13 protein-coding genes are annotated in these 14951 nt (G+C 61.3%); 9 read left to right on the top strand and 4 right to left on the bottom strand.

What is annotated here, in order from left to right:
- Positions 1-29 precede the first annotated feature (29 nt).
- The gene (locus LPU83_RS41040; RefSeq protein WP_024316705.1) at positions 30-1049 is read left to right on the top strand and encodes a zinc-binding alcohol dehydrogenase family protein; all 1020 of its coding nucleotides are present in this window, start codon (positions 30-32) and stop codon (positions 1047-1049) included.
- On the opposite strand, the gene LPU83_RS41035 is transcribed toward LPU83_RS41040, so the two are convergent.
- Positions 1046-1768 (bottom strand): copper homeostasis protein CutC, encoded by a 723-nt coding sequence (locus LPU83_RS41035; RefSeq protein WP_024316706.1) that lies wholly within the window; start codon positions 1766-1768, stop codon positions 1046-1048. The two genes, LPU83_RS41040 and LPU83_RS41035, sit on opposite strands and share 4 nt — an antisense overlap.
- A 30-nt stretch (positions 1769-1798) precedes the next feature.
- Positions 1799-2992: a LysR family transcriptional regulator gene (locus tag LPU83_RS41030; protein ID WP_024316707.1), complete on the bottom strand. Its 1194-nt coding sequence runs from the start codon at positions 2990-2992 to the stop codon at positions 1799-1801.
- 419 nt (positions 2993-3411) lie between these two features.
- Here LPU83_RS41030 and osmF point away from each other — a divergent pair, with 419 nt between their 5' ends.
- The 6 genes from osmF to LPU83_RS41000 all read left to right on the top strand — a co-directional run bounded on the left by osmF (position 3412) and on the right by LPU83_RS41000 (position 10145).
- Entirely contained in the window at positions 3412-4320 is a 909-nt protein-coding gene (osmF, locus tag LPU83_RS41025; RefSeq protein ID WP_024316708.1) for a glycine betaine ABC transporter substrate-binding protein OsmF, read from the top strand.
- 68 nt (positions 4321-4388) lie between these two features.
- Positions 4389-5555, top strand: coding sequence for an ABC transporter permease (locus tag LPU83_RS41020; protein WP_024316709.1), 1167 nt, complete (start codon positions 4389-4391; stop codon positions 5553-5555).
- Positions 5552-6496: an ABC transporter ATP-binding protein gene (locus tag LPU83_RS41015; RefSeq protein ID WP_024316710.1), complete on the top strand. Its 945-nt coding sequence runs from the start codon at positions 5552-5554 to the stop codon at positions 6494-6496. The genes LPU83_RS41020 and LPU83_RS41015 overlap by 4 nt, the downstream gene beginning before the upstream one ends.
- Entirely contained in the window at positions 6493-7242 is a 750-nt protein-coding gene (locus LPU83_RS41010) for an ABC transporter permease (RefSeq protein WP_024316711.1), read from the top strand. The genes LPU83_RS41015 and LPU83_RS41010 overlap by 4 nt, the downstream gene beginning before the upstream one ends.
- A gap of 47 nt (positions 7243-7289) precedes the next feature.
- Positions 7290-7685: a VOC family protein gene (locus LPU83_RS41005; protein WP_024316712.1), complete on the top strand. Its 396-nt coding sequence runs from the start codon at positions 7290-7292 to the stop codon at positions 7683-7685.
- Positions 7686-7694: 9 nt separating this feature from the next.
- Complete coding sequence (locus LPU83_RS41000) at positions 7695-10145, top strand: glycoside hydrolase family 2 protein (RefSeq protein ID WP_024316713.1); 2451 nt, start codon at positions 7695-7697, stop codon at positions 10143-10145.
- Between the two features lie 118 nt (positions 10146-10263).
- Here LPU83_RS41000 and LPU83_RS40995 read toward each other — a convergent pair whose 3' ends face one another.
- Positions 10264-10656, bottom strand: a complete 393-nt coding sequence (locus LPU83_RS40995; RefSeq protein ID WP_024316714.1) for a PRC-barrel domain-containing protein — start codon at positions 10654-10656, stop codon at positions 10264-10266.
- A gap of 248 nt (positions 10657-10904) precedes the next feature.
- Between LPU83_RS40995 and LPU83_RS40990 the strand changes: the two genes are divergently transcribed.
- A complete protein-coding gene (locus LPU83_RS40990; RefSeq protein WP_024316715.1) occupies positions 10905-12605 on the top strand; it encodes a long-chain fatty acid--CoA ligase in 1701 nt (566 codons plus the stop codon).
- Between the two features lie 138 nt (positions 12606-12743).
- Positions 12744-14369, top strand: a complete 1626-nt coding sequence (gene pgi, locus LPU83_RS40985) for a glucose-6-phosphate isomerase (protein ID WP_024316716.1) — start codon at positions 12744-12746, stop codon at positions 14367-14369.
- Positions 14370-14550: 181 nt separating this feature from the next.
- On the opposite strand, the gene LPU83_RS40980 is transcribed toward pgi, so the two are convergent.
- Positions 14551-14835: a BON domain-containing protein gene (locus tag LPU83_RS40980; protein WP_024316717.1), complete on the bottom strand. Its 285-nt coding sequence runs from the start codon at positions 14833-14835 to the stop codon at positions 14551-14553.
- Positions 14836-14951: the final 116 nt, after the last annotated feature.

Below are 14951 nucleotides of genomic sequence, written 5' to 3'. Positions count from 1 at the left end.
TTCTTCAACTTCAGGAATGCGAGACCATCATGAAAGCAGTGCTCTGCCAAGAACCCGGCGTCCTCGAACTCGTGGAGCGCCTTTCCCCCGGCACGCCGTCAGCCGGCTGGGTCCGCCTTGCGGTCAGCCATGTCGGCATCTGTGGCACTGACTACCACATCTTCGAGGGCAAGCATCCGTTCCTCGAATATCCGCGCGTGATGGGGCACGAGATCTCGGCGACGGTTCTGGAAGCCGGTGACGGCGTCGCCATGGCAGTTGGCACGCCTGTCATCGTCAACCCCTATCTTTCGTGCGGCAACTGCGTCGCCTGCCGCCAGGGCAAGCCGAATTGCTGCATAGACATCAAGGTACTCGGCGTGCACACCGACGGAGCTTTTTGTGATGAGATCACGGTGCCGGCTGGCAATCTCTATGCAGCAAAGGGCGTGAGCCTGGAGGCCGCAGCGACGACCGAGTTCCTGGCAATCGGCGCCCATGCCGTTCGCCGTTCGATGGCGCCGACCGGATCACGCTCACTCGTCATCGGTGCAGGTCCGATCGGGCTCGGGGCCGTGATCTTCTCGCGGATTGCCGGGCATGACGTGACACTGCTCGACACCAGCCGGGAGCGGTTGCAGATGGCTGCCGATCGGTTTGGCTTTTCTTCGGGCATCGTTGCCGACGAAAATACTTCCGAGGCAGTCAAGGCCAAAACCGGTGGCGATGGTTTCGACGTCGTCTTCGATGCCACCGGCTATGGCCCCTCGATGGAGAAGGCCTTCGGCTTCGTCGCCCATGGCGGCGCGCTGGTTCTGGTCAGCGTCGTGAAAGACGACATCCGGTTTTCCGACCCGGAGTTTCATAAGCGCGAAATGATGGTGGTCGGCAGCCGCAATGCGACCCGCGTCGATTTCGAACATGTCGCGGATTCGATGGCCAAGGGCCTCGTGCCCGTCGAACAGTTGATCACTCACCGAACGACCCTGGCGGATGCACCGCGCGACTTGGCACGCTGGGCGCACGAAAAAAGTGGTCTGATCAAAGCTGTTATCAAGGTCAGCGCCTAAATGGCCTCGATCGCCGCCCGCATCTGACGGACGACGTCAGCATCCGTCCGGCTCGTCGTCGCTGCTTCGAAGCCGAAGGCAACGGCCCGTGGATCGATGCTGTCGACCCGTGAGCTGCAAGAGGCGTGAACCTCGCTCGCCCCTGTGGCTCGCAGTATATCGGCGACGTTGCCCGGTCTTAAGCCACTGCCGGGCATGATCGAGATACGGCCAGCCGCCTTGCTGGAAAGACGGCTCAACGTCTCGAGGCCGTCGATTGCCTTCGGCACGCAACCTGATGTCAGGATGCGCTCGCAGCCAAGCTCGATCGCCTGTTCCAGCGCCGCATCGGCATCCGGGACGAGGTCGAAGGCCCGGTGGAAGGTCGATCCAAGTCCCTCGGCGCGAGCCTTTAGCCGGCTGATCAGAGGCATATCCAATGTGCCGTCCACGCGATTGGCGCCGATGACAACTCCGGCGAGGCCAAAGGCGCGCACGGCATCGATATCGGCCGTCATCGCCTCCTCGTCAGCCGCATCGAATACGAAGGGCCCGGGATGCGGCCGGATCATCGCATAGACGGGAATAGGTGCTGCGGAAGCAGCCTTCATGAGCCCTGCAAGCGGCGTCAGTCCACCAAGCTCCAGAGCCGAGCAGAGTTCGATGCGACCGGCGCCGCCCAAGATTGCAGCCGCAAGGCCCTGTGGGCTGTCCACGCATACTTCCAGCAAAACGGCCACGCTCGAATCTCCTTCTCCGCCACTGTCTCTTTAAGCGAAGGCAGTCTCTTGCGCGACGGGCTCGGCAATTATTTTGGCGACGGCGTCGAGGATCATGGCGCTTGCATCCGCTGAGGCTTTCCGATGGTTGAAGGCGATGTGATAGGACATCGGAATATACTCGTCGAGCTCGACGATCCGAACCTTGCCCGCAATAGGCATGGCGCTGACGCGGCCGAGAAACGAGATGTAGCCGTGGTTGGCGACAAGGTCGACGATGACCGGTAGCGAGTCGGCGGCCGTGATATCCTGGTTTCGGTATCGGCGATTGTTGGTGCGCTCATGGCTCAGCGACATCGTGGCGTGTCCGAGACCGGTGCGCGAACTCGGCGTGCAGATCGCGTGCCTTTCGACAAGTTCGGCCACCGTCCGCTCGCGGCTCTGCGGCGGCGCGATAAGAACCATATTCGTCTGCAGCAGTTCGCGGTGCTGGAAACGCTCAAGGCCGAAGACGGAATCGAGAATTGCAACATCGATACGGCCAGCTTTGAGGGCTTCGCGCAAATCATCCGCGGTCATCAACACCAGCGAGATCGCGTTCTTATTGCGGCCGGCATTCCATTCGGCGACGAGCGCGCCAAGGCATCGCGCAACCCAACTTTCCGATCCCGTTGGAATGATCGAACCGATGCGCAGCGCCCGCGCCGTGCGCTGATAGCGCTCGTCGGCGGATGCCTTCAGTTCATTCCATCCCTGAGCGATTGCCTGGAAGATGGCATAGACCTGGTTGCCCTGCTCGGTCAGCGCAGAGCCTTGAGCCTGCCGCTCGAACAGGCGATGACCCAGCGCCTTCTCCAAAGTCGCGATCTGAAGCGAAAGCTGCGGCTGACCAAGCTTCAGCCGCCGCGCCGCACGGTTGATGCTGCCCTGATCGGCGACCTCGAGAAAACGCTCCATGGTGGCGATCTTGAACGGCAGGCGCGATGGCCTGTCAGTTCCCATCCATCCCGCCAGCGCCTCGGCCGACTGCACAATCGGCCGGAGCTTTTCACGCACGTCGTCGCTGGCAAGCAACGTCGCAAGCTCGCCGGAACTGCGCTCGGTCAGTTTGAGCGCCAATTCGGTCTCAAGGTTGCGGACTGCCGTCGAGACGGTCGATGCCGAAAGTGAAAGGTTTCGTGCCGTTTCTCTGACCGAGCCGGACGAGAGCACGTGACTAGCAACAAACAACGTGCCGAGCTGCAACCGCTTTCTCCGTAACGATATGAAAAATCGAACGATATGATGTGTTCGCCAAAAAAGATATCCCTGTCGCGAAATCAGAAGGCTATCGTTCTTGCCAAGAACAAAACCGGGCGTGGCAGTAGAACCACAAAAGAGCACCGGACATCTGCGGAAACGCCCAAGGGAACAAAAACAAATCGCGGCGGCGATGGAAAAGGAAATGCATTTTCGCGCAAGCGTTTGCATTCACCGCCATAATCACGCCGCGACCGCAAAACTGGAGAGGCTTGCATCGATTTTTTGAACGCGAACGCTATTTCCATCACGCACGTATTTCCGGCATGATCGCAGCGGGGCTGCTTTCGCCGGTATTTTATACGTGGGAGCCTTCCGCCGGGGCTTTCCATGCAGTCAAACGGTGTAAATCAAGGGGACAATCCATGCTGAAGAAATTCGCTCTTGCCGTTTCGCTCTCCGCTTTTGCGGCAGGCGCGGCCCACGCTGCAGACGTCGTCGTTTCATCGAAGATCGATACTGAGGGCACGCTGCTCGGCAACGTGATCGTGCTGGCGCTCAATGCAAGCGGCATCAAGACGCAGGACCGCGTTGCGCTCGGCACGACGCCGGTTCTTCGCAAGGCGATCACCGCCGGCGAGATCGACATCTATCCGGAATATACCGGCAATGCCGGCTTCTTCTTCAACAAGGCTGATGACGCAGCCTGGAAGAACCTCGAGCAGGGCTACGAGCTTGCGAAGAAGCTCGACTACGACGCCAACAAGATCGTCTGGCTGACTCCATCTCCGGCCAACAACACCTGGGCGCTCGCCGTACGCAACGACGTCGCCGGTCCGAACAACCTGAAGACCATGTCCGATTTCGGCAAGTGGGTCGCCGGTGGCGGCGCTGCCAAGCTTGTGGCTTCCGCCGAGTTCGTCAACTCGGCCGGCGCGCTTCCGGCGTTCCAGACGACCTATGGCTTCGCGCTGAAGCCGGATCAGGAAATCGTTCTGTCGGGCGGTGACACGGCCGCTACCATCAAGGCGGCAGCCGACCAGACGAACGGTGCCAACACCGCCATGGTCTATGGCACGGACGGCGCAATTCAGGCCGCCGAGCTGACGGTTCTCGAAGACGACAAGAACGTGCAGCAGGTCTATGCGCCGACCGCGATCATTCGCGAGGAAGTGCTGAAGGCAAACCCGAAGATCGAGGAAGTCCTTGCACCAATCTTCAAGAGCCTGAGCGCCGATGAACTGCGCAAGCTGAACGGCAAGATCCAGGTGGATGGCGAACCGGCGAAGTCCGTTGCTGAGGGCTACCTGAAGGAAAAAGGCTTCCTGAAGTAATCTCGTCGCCCGAAGCTCCGCCCTGCCCGCGGGCGGAGCAGCCTTTCTGACCGGACAGGGATGGATCGATGGAAGAAACCTTAGCGGTCCGCAAGCTGGACCGGCTCGGCGTGGTGCTTGTGACGGCCGGTGTCGTCGCAACTGCGCTCCTGCCTTTCATCTATGTGAAGGCAAACCGCATCGCCGCCGGAAAGCCCATGCTGCTGATGCAGCTTCTGGACCAGCCGTCCGCCGTCATCCTGACAATCCTCCTCATCGTCACCGCTCTGTCCGTTCTATTTCTGCAAAATGCGCTGCTGCGGCTGGTGATTGCGACCCTCTGCTTTGCGGCGCTGCTTGCGACGATCGGGCTTGCGGCTGCAGCATTCACACCGCCGAACAGCAATGCCGCACGCATGACGCCTGGCGGCGGATTCTGGGTGCTGTTCGCGGTCATCGGCCTCATCATCTCGGACGCGCTCGTAAAGATCAGGCTTACCCCGTGGATGCGGATCGCAGCCCTTGCCGCCTACACCGGCCTGCTCGGCATCTTCCTCACCTCGGGTCTGCTCGACAATCTCTCGATCATGAAGGAATTCGCGACCCGGTCCGCGCAATTCTGGACCGAGGCGGTGACCCATCTGCTTCTGGCACTCGGCTCGCTGGCGATCGCCGTCGTCATCGCCCTGCCGCTCGGCATCATCTGTTTCTGGGTACCAAAACTGCGCGCTGCCGTCTTGCAGGCACTGAGCCTGATCCAGACGATCCCGAGCCTTGCGCTTTTCGGTATCCTGATGCTGCCGCTCGGCTATCTCGCGACGCACGTTCCTGCTGCAGCCTCCATTGGCATTCGCGGCATCGGCGCTGCGCCGGCGCTGATCGCGCTCATCCTCTATTCGCTACTGCCGATCGTTGCCAACACGGTCGTCGGTCTTCAGGGTGTTGATCCCTCAGTCCGCGATGCCGCCGCGGGGATGGGATTAACGCGCCGACAGGTCCTCACCGGCATCGACCTGCCGCTTGCCTTTCCCGTCATTCTCACGGGCATCCGCATCGTCCTTGTGCAGGCGATCGGCCTGGTAACGGTGGCGGCGCTGATCGGTGGCGGCGGGTTCGGTATCTTCATCTTCCAGGGGCTTGGTCAGACGGCCATGGACCTCGTTCTGCTCGGCGCCGTGCCGACCGTTTTCTTCGCCTTCTCTTCGGCCGTCATCCTCGATGCGGTCATCGACAGCATACGGGGATCCGCCGCATGAGCATGATCGAGATCAGGAACGTTACCAAGCGCTACGGCGCGGCAACCGTCGTCGACAATGTCTCGATGGATGTCGAGAAAGGCTCGATCACCGTCATTGTCGGCACCTCGGGCTCGGGTAAATCGACGCTGATGCGGATGATCAACCGTCTCGTGCCGATCACAGCGGGTGAGATTTTTGTTGGCGGCCAGAACATCATGGACGTGCCGGTGACGGAACTTCGCCGCAAGATCGGCTACGCCATCCAGGGCCACGGTCTCTTTCCGCATCGGACAGTCGCACAGAATATCGCCACGGTGCCGCAGCTTCTCGGCTGGGACACGACAAAGATCAACAGCCGCGTCGAAGAACTGCTTGGCCTCTTCAACCTCGATCCGGCGACCTTTGCCGAAAAGTATCCGCACCAGCTTTCCGGCGGCCAGCAGCAGCGCGTCGGCGTTGCGCGAGCGCTGGCGGCGGAGCCGGAACTGCTGCTGATGGACGAGCCGTTCGGCGCGCTCGATCCTGTCATCCGCGGCAAGGCGCAAGACGATCTCCTCGCGATCCAGAAACAATTCGGCACGACGGTGGTCCTTGTCACGCACGATATGGACGAGGCCTTCCACCTCGGCAACCAGATCGCCGTCATGAGCGCCGGCAAGCTGCTGCAATGCTCGACACCGGAGAAAATCCTGACCGAACCGGCCGACCCCTTCGTGCAGCAACTGACCGGCACCTCCGACCGGGCGCTGAAACTGATGTCGCTGCTGCCGCTGAAGGAAAGCATGGAGCCGGCAAAGTCGGGTCTGGCCTACGCATTGCCGCAATCGCTCAGCCTGCGCGATGCTCTGGCCGAGATGATCTGGCAAGGGGTCGGCGAAGCCGCCGTCCAGGACGCCGACAAGGCGCCGGTCGGCTCGATCTCGATGACACGGCTGCTCGAGCTGGGCCGCAAGGCATGAAGCTCGTCTTTGCGAACCTATTCCGTGTTGGCGCTCTGCTATTGCTCCTGATCCTGCTGTTCAGGACAGAGTGGCTGTCCTTTCTGCTGGTGCCGTTGACGAGCAACAATGCGCCGGTCGTCTACACGCAAAACAGCCTTCCTCAGCTTGCCGCTTCGCATCTCTTCCTTGTGGCGATCTCGATCGCGGGCAGCGCGGTCCTCGCGATCCTCGGCGGCATTTTCGTTACCCGCAAGAGCGGCGAAGACTTCCTGCCGTTGTCGCGGGCGATCGCCAATGCCGGCCAGACCTTCCCGCCAGTCGCGGTGCTCGCCTTGGCCGTGCCGGCGACCGGATTCGGTGCCGGACCGACATTGATCGCCCTCTTTCTCTATGGCCTGCTGCCGATCTTCGAGAATACTGTCTCCGGCCTGAAGCAAGTCTCTCCCTCCGTGCTGGATGCCGCCGACGGCATGGGAATGAATGGCACGCAGCGGCTCTTTCGGGTGGAACTGCCGCTCGCCCTGCCGCTGATTCTGGAGGGCTTAAAGGTTGCGACGGTCATCAACATCGGCACCGCGACGATCGGCTCGACGGTGGCGGCCAAGGGGCTTGGCGAAGTCATCATTGCCGGACTGATCTCCGACAACACCGCCTTCATCCTGCAAGGCGGTCTGATCGTCGGCCTGATGGCGGTGCTGATCTATGATGCGCTGGGGCTTATCGAAAAAGCGATCACGCAAAGAATTGGCTTGCGCCCGGCATGAGGCGGCGGCTACCAAGACTGCCTTGATATCGGCAATGGGAGGCAGCCTTGGCCAAGATGATTCACTCCATGATCCGCGTTCTCGACGAGGCGCGCTCCGTCGAGTTCTACGGCAAGGTCTTCGGCCTCAAAGTCGCCGATCGCATCGACTTCGACACCTTCACGCTGATCTACATGAGCAATGACGAGACCGGCTTCGAGCTGGAGCTGACGGTCAACAAGGGGCGCACCGAGCCCTACGATCTTGGCAACGGCTATGGGCATCTTGCTCTCTCCGTCCAGGAAGTCGAAGTCGAGCACAAGCATCTGACGGAAGCGGGATTGAACCCCGGCAAGATCGTCGAGCTCAATCGCGACGGCAAGCTCTTGGCGCTGTTCTTCTTCATCACCGATCCTGACGGCTACAAGATCGAAGTCCTGCAGCGCCACGGCCGCTACCTCTAAGAGTTCCCCATGATCGAAAAGATCGAACTGAACCGGGGCTGGACTCTTATCTGCAACGTTGCAGGCCGACACGACCTGCCAACCGAAATTCCGGCCAAAGTGCCGGGCTGCGTGCATCTCGACCTTCTGGCCAACCGGCTGATCCCAGATCCTTATCTCGACGTCAACGAGATCACCAACGACTGGGTCGGGAAGCAAGACTGGAGTTACCGCTGCGTCTTCGATGCATCGCCGGACGCCGGAAAAGTCCGCGAGCTGGTGTTCGACGGTCTTGATACGGTCGCGACGATCGCGCTGAACGGCGAGGAACTCGGCCGCACCTCCAATATGCACCGCACCTATCGCTTCGATGTCTCGGAGCGGCTGAAACGAGGCTCGAACGAGCTCGTTGTGACCTTCCGCTCCGCCTATGCCTATGGCGCAGAGATGGAAGCGCATTACGGCTACCGGCCGAACAACTATCCCGGCCCCGGCAATCTGATGCGCAAGATGGCCTGCAACTTCGGCTGGGACTGGGGGCCGACGCTGGTGACGGCGGGTGTCTGGAAGCCTGTGCGGCTGGAAAGCTGGAACCAAGCGAGGCTCGCGGAGACGCGGGTTTCGACAACGCTGGCTGGCGGCGACGGGCGTGTGACGGTTCGCGCGCGCATCGAGCGGCAAGACGGCGTGGGTGCAAGGCTCGTCGCAAGCATTGCCGGCATCAGCCATGTTGCCGAGCTCGTGGAGGGATCGGACGAAGTCGAGTTCCAGCTGACCGTTCCTGCACCGCAGATCTGGTGGCCGCATCATCTTGGTGCGCAACCGCTCTATGCGCTGCGGATCGAATTGCGTGATAGCGTAAGCGATGACTTACTCGATGCCTACGTCAAGGAGATCGGCTTCCGCTCCGTCAGGCTCGATACCGCACCCGACGAGCACGGCTCCGCCTTCACTTTCGTTATCAACGATGTTCCGCTCTTCCTCTGCGGCGCCAATTGGATTCCGGACGACTGCTTTCCCTCTCGCGTCACGGCGGAGCGCTATGCATCCCGGATCGAGGAAGCCAAGAAGGCCAACGTCAATCTGCTGCGCGTCTGGGGCGGCGGCATCTTCGAACGCGACGAGTTCTACGAGGCCTGCGACCGCGCCGGCATGCTCGTCTGGCAGGATTTCCTTTTCGCCTGCGCCTCCTACCCCGAGGAAGAGCCGCTGCGCAGCGAGGTCGAGGCGGAGGTGCGCGACAACGTCGTGCGCCTGATGCCACACCCGTCGCTGATCGTCTGGAACGGCAACAACGAGAATATCTGGGGCTTCGACGAGTGGGGCTGGCGACCGATCATCAAGGAGGGCGAGAGCTGGGGGCTCGGCTATTATCTCGACATTCTGCCGAAGCTTTGCGCAGGGCTCGACCCCGATCGGCCATACTATCCCGGTAGCCCCTATTCCGGCACGATGGAGATCGATCCCAATGCCGACGAGCATGGGTGCAAGCACATCTGGGACGTGTGGAACGATGTCGGCTACGAGGTCTATCGCAACTACATACCGCGCTTCTGCTCGGAGTTCGGCTGGCAGGCGCCGCCAAACTGGGCGACGATCGAGGAAAGTGTGCATGACGCGCCGCTCACGCCGACCTCGAATGGCGTCTTCCACCATCAGAAGGCGACCCAGGGCAACGACAAGCTGATCCGCGGCCTTGCCGGGCATCTTCCGGTCCCACAGACCATGGATGACTGGCACTTCGCCACGCAGCTCAACCAGGCGCGCGCCATCCGTTTCGCGATCGAGCACATGCGCTCGCACCGCGCCGTCTGCAAGGGCGCCGTCGTCTGGCAGTTCAATGATTGCTGGCCGGTGACCTCCTGGGCGGCACTCGATTCGGCCGGACGCCGCAAGCCGCTCTGGTACGCCATGCAGCAGGCTTTCGACCCGCGGCTCCTCACGATCCAGCCACACGCCGGCGGACTGGCGGCCGTAGCCGTCAACGAGCGGACGCTGTTCTGGCGGGCGAAGATATCAGGCAATCGCCTGCGGCTGGACGGAACGGTGCTTGCCGAATTCGAGTTCTGGCGGCAGCTCTGCGCCCGCTTCGAGGCAAAGGAATTTCCGCTACCGGCTGATATCGCAACGCCGGGCAATGCTGACAGCGAGGTCATCGTCGTGCAGATGCTCGACCGGCGTGCGTTCCACTATTTCGTGGAGGATGTCGACCTCAAGCTTCCGCAGCCGAAACTGTCGGTCGAGACGAGCCCCAGCGTGGGTGGTTATGCGGTGAAGGTAACAGCCGAAACGTTCCTGAAGGATCTCTGCCTGATGGCGGATCGTCTCGACCCGACTGCTGTCGTCGATTCCATGCTGGTGACGCTGCTGCCTGGCGAAAGCCACGTGTTCCAGCTGCAGACCGCAAACCCGCTGTCGGCGGGCGATATCACCATCGGCATTGTACTGCGGTCGGCCAACGATCTCGTCAACGCAAACTGAAAAGGCCCCGTCTGCGACGGGGCCCATCCAAGTCGTTTTACCACGCCCCGCGCCCAAAGAGTTCTTGTGGCGCAGCGCATGTACCCGCGATCAATGGACCGCGCGTATGCGGACGACGTTACATCCAGTAGGGTGGCACGCCATAATAGTCATAAACTCGGCGGCCATTATCGTTGTACCAGGTGTCGTCATCATCCGCATAGCTCGGCGCGCCTTCGATCTGCTCCTTGGTCGGGTCGATGCGGTAGCCGTCAAGCTGGGTATCGTAGGTCAGCTTTTCCCACGGCAGCGGATAGTGATCGTGGCCGATGCCCATGAAGCCGCCGAACTCGAGCACGGCGTAGGCAACGCGGCCATCCTGCTTGCCGAGGATCAACCGTTCAATCGAGCCGATATGCTTGCCATCGGCGCCATATACGCGGGTCCCTTCCACGCGGTCGCTGGCAATCAACGTCGGCGTATCCTTCACATTCGGGTCACGGCGCGTGTTGTCGGCGTCCTGGTGCAGCATCGTGCACCTCCTTCTTGTTTCCTCGTGGTTGGTCCACGGTTTGACAACGCCGCCCTGAACTCAAGGTTCCCGATTCAATGAACCTCATCATCGACACGGCAATATTGACGTTTACGTCAAGGTTAGTGTAACTCTAATCTCAGCTTGAACCATTCAGGCGATGACATAAGCTGCCGTGTTGGAAGATGGAGGATCGTCCAATCGGCTTGCCGGTGGGACCGGCCGGCAGCGAGAGGGAGAGAGACAAGATGAACAGCATTTCCGTCCATCCAGGCGGTGCGAAGCCCGAAAAACCCTGGCTTGCCACCTATCCTGACAGCGTGCCGGCGCAGCTTCCCCCGCTGGAATACGAATCATTGGCGGAACTGCTTGAGAAATCCTGCGCGCGCTATGCCAATCGCACCGCCTTCTCCAGCATGGGCAGGACGCTGACCTACGGCGAGCTTGAACACCAGACGCGCAAGATCGCGGCATGGCTTCAGGCCCTCGGCCTCGAGAAGGGCGACCGTGTCGCCGTCATGATGCCGAACGTGCTGCAGAACCCGGTCGCCGTCTACGGCATCCTGCGCGCCGGCTTTGTCGCGGTGAACGTCAATCCGCTCTACACGCCGCGCGAACTCGAACATCAGTTGCGGGACTCCGGCGCCAAGGCGATCTTCGTGCTGGAGAATTTCGCGCGCACGGTGGAGCAGGTGTTGGTCAAGACCGACGTGCGCCATGTCGTCGTCACCTCACTCGGCGAAATGCTGGGCGCCAAGGGTCTGATCGTCAATCTGCTCGTGCGCAAGGTGAAGAAGCTCGTTCCCTCCTGGTCCATCCCGCAGCATAAGACCTTCAAGCAGGTGCTGGGCGAAGGCGCGAGTAAGGCCCTGAAGCCCGCAGGCCTCAAGGGTGACGATATCGCCTTCCTGCAATACACTGGTGGCACGACGGGCATCGCCAAGGGCGCGGTGCTCACGCACAAGAATCTGCTGTCCAACAAGCTGCAGCTTGAACTCTGGCTGCAATCGGCCTTTGACGGGAAGCCGCGCCCCGAGGTGCTGAATTTCCTCTGCGCGTTGCCGCTCTACCATATCTTCGCGCTGACAGTGAATTCGCTGATGGGCATGTCGCTCGGCGCCCACAACATCCTCGTCGCCAACCCACGCGATATTCCGGCGCTGGTCAAGGAGTTCGGGAAGGTCAAGGTCCACATATTCCCCGGCCTCAACACGCTCTTCAACGCGTTGATGAACAATGCCGATTTCGCCAAGGTCGACTTCTCCTCCATGGTGATGTCGCTTGGCGGCGGTATGGCGGTACAGCGGCCGGTTGCGGAGCGCTGGCTGAAGATCACCGGCTCGCATATTACCGAAGGCTATGGTCTCTCTGAGACATCGCCGGTGGCAACGGCAAACCGCTTCGATTCGGCGGAGTTCACCGGCTCGATCGGGCTGCCGATCCCGTCCACCGAACTTGATATTCGCGACGAGGACGGCAACTCGCTGCCGCTTGGCGACATAGGAGAGATTTGCATCCGCGGTCCGCAGGTGATGGCCGGCTACTGGAACAAGCCGGAGGAGACGGCGCGGGTGATGACGCCGGACGGCTATTTCCGCACCGGCGACATGGGCTTCGTGGATGCGCGCGGCTACACCAAGATCGTCGACCGCAAGAAGGACATGATCCTCGTGTCGGGCTTCAACGTCTATCCGAACGAGATCGAGGAAGTGGCGGCAATGCATCCAGGCATTCTCGAAGCGGCAGCCGTCGGCATTGCCGACGGCCATTCCGGCGAGGCGGTCAAGCTCTTCGTGGTGCGCAAGGATCCGGCATTGACGGAGGCGGACGTGAAGGCCCATTGCGCAGCAAACCTCACCAACTACAAGCGGCCGCGCTTCGTGGAATTCCGCACCGAACTGCCGAAGACGCCGGTCGGAAAGATCCTGCGCAAGGATCTGCGCGGCTGATTTTGACGGTTGCGTGAAATTACGGGCCATCCGCCGCCGCGGGTGGCTTTTTTGCGCTTCGACACGTCGCCGAACTTGATTTGCGCCCTACAAAGCGAATAGTTTCCGCGACCCTCTCGCCCTGAAAAGGAGCCTCCCATGAATGCCATCGTCGAACAATTGAAGAGCACGGCGACCGCCTCCAAGGCAACGGATCTGCGCGCCGCCTTCGTCGCCGACCCGCAGCGTTTCTCGCGCTTCAGCGTGTCACTCGACGACCTGTTGATGGACTATTCCAAGACGTCCGTGAACGACGATATCCTGGCCCTGCTGGTCAAGCTCGCCGAAACGGGCGGCGTCGAAGCCAAGCGTGACGAGATGTTCTCCGGCAAGGCGATCAACTTCACGGAAAGCCGCGCCGTCCTGCACACCGCGCTGCGCAACCGCTCCAATACGCCCGTTATCGTCGATGGCAAGGATGTCATGCCTGACGTCAATGCCGTGCTTGCCGCCATGGGCAAGTTTGCCGACGGAATCCGTTCGGGCAGCCTGAAGGGGGCGACCGGCAAGGCGATCACCGACGTCATCAACATTGGCATCGGCGGTTCCGACCTCGGCCCCGTCATGGCGACGCTGGCGTTGGCGCCTTTCCATGATGGCCCCCGCGCGCACTTCGTTTCCAACATCGACGGCGCCCATATCGCCGACACGCTGAAGCTCGTTCAGCCTGAAACGACGCTTTTCATCGTCGCCTCCAAGACATTCACGACCGTGGAAACGATGACCAACGCGCAGACGGCGCGCAAGTTCATTGCCGACGCGCTCGGCGAGGCGGCCGTCCAGCATCATTTCGCTGCCGTTTCGACGGCACTCGACAAGGTCGCCGCCTTCGGCATCGGGAGCGAACGCGTCTTCGGCTTCTGGGATTGGGTCGGCGGCCGCTACTCGATCTGGTCGGCGATCGGCCTGCCGCTGATGATCGCTGTCGGGCCGGAAAATTTCGGCAAGTTCCTCGACGGCGCGCATGCTGTCGACAATCACTTCCGTCAGGCGCCAATTGCCAAGAACCTGCCCATGCTGCTCGGTCTGATCGGCTTCTATCATCGCAATGTGCTCGGCTATTCGACCCGCGCGATCCTGCCCTACGACCAGCGCCTGTCGCGCTTCCCGGCCTACCTGCAGCAGCTTGACATGGAATCGAACGGCAAGGGCGTGACGGTCGACGGTACGCCGGTCGAGGGCAATTCCGGCCCGGTCGTCTGGGGCGAGCCAGGCACCAACGGCCAGCACGCCTTCTACCAGCTGATCCACCAGGGCACCAGCGTCATCCCGGCCGAGTTCATGATCGCGGCAAACGCTTTCGAGCCAAATCTGCGCCACCAGCACCAGCTTCTGATGGCAAATGTGCTCGCCCAGTCCGAGGCGCTTATGAAAGGCCGCACCTTCGAGGAAGCGAAGAAGCAGCTGACCGATAAGGGCATGGACGACAAGAAAGCGGACTTCATCGCGCCGCACCGCGTCTTCACAGGCAACCGTCCGTCGATCACCTTCGTTTACGATAAGCTGACGCCCTATGCGCTTGGCCGCCTGATCGCTCTCTACGAACACCGCGTCTTTGTTGAAGGCGTGCTCTTCCGCATCAACTCTTTCGACCAATGGGGCGTCGAGCTCGGCAAGGAACTGGCGACCGGCCTGCTGCCCGTCGTGGAAGGTAAGGAAAGCCCTTCCGGCCACGATTCCTCGACGCAGGGGCTCGTTGCAGCGCTGGCGAAGCTCACCAAGTAACAGCGACCGACATCGAGTGCTCCCGCGGCTCGCGCAGCGGGACACTCTCATGCACACGAGCCGCTTCGGCCAACCTCGATCGTGGCTATGGATGAGGCTCCCTGGCCGCTTCGCGCCGACAACGGCCCCGACGGCAATCGGCCGCGAGGCCGAAAGCAAGGAACGCAGTCTCGACCGCCCTCTAGCTCGGCCGCTTCGGGAAGCCGCGGCATATCAGCCGATTGTGAACATGTTCCGACCCGACGATTGAGGCGGCAACATCCACCGCAAGTTCGTCATCGCCGCGACATCGGACGAACCCTTCAAGCACGACGAAGTCGCCAAGCATTGAAACAATGATCTGCGTGCTATCGAACTCCGATGCCACCTCCAGCGCACATTTGACTGCAGCCTTGGTCGCCGCCGAGCAATGTCCCGCTTCGACGCTGCCGAGTGACCAGCCTTGACCGTCCAACCGTAGAATCATTTTCTCCTCCAACGTTAAACGTCGAACCTACGGATATGAATATTAGCCGTCTATTAAGTATGACATGCCAGGGTGTCTTCCTGGCCACAGCCCTCTCCTGCCCCATGCGGGCATAG

Origin of the sequence: Rhizobium favelukesii (assembly GCF_000577275.2) — a bacterium.
Taxonomy (GTDB): domain Bacteria; phylum Pseudomonadota; class Alphaproteobacteria; order Rhizobiales; family Rhizobiaceae; genus Rhizobium; species Rhizobium favelukesii.
The sequence above is the reverse complement of the archived record's forward strand: the minus strand, read 5'-3'. Positions and strand labels throughout refer to the sequence as shown.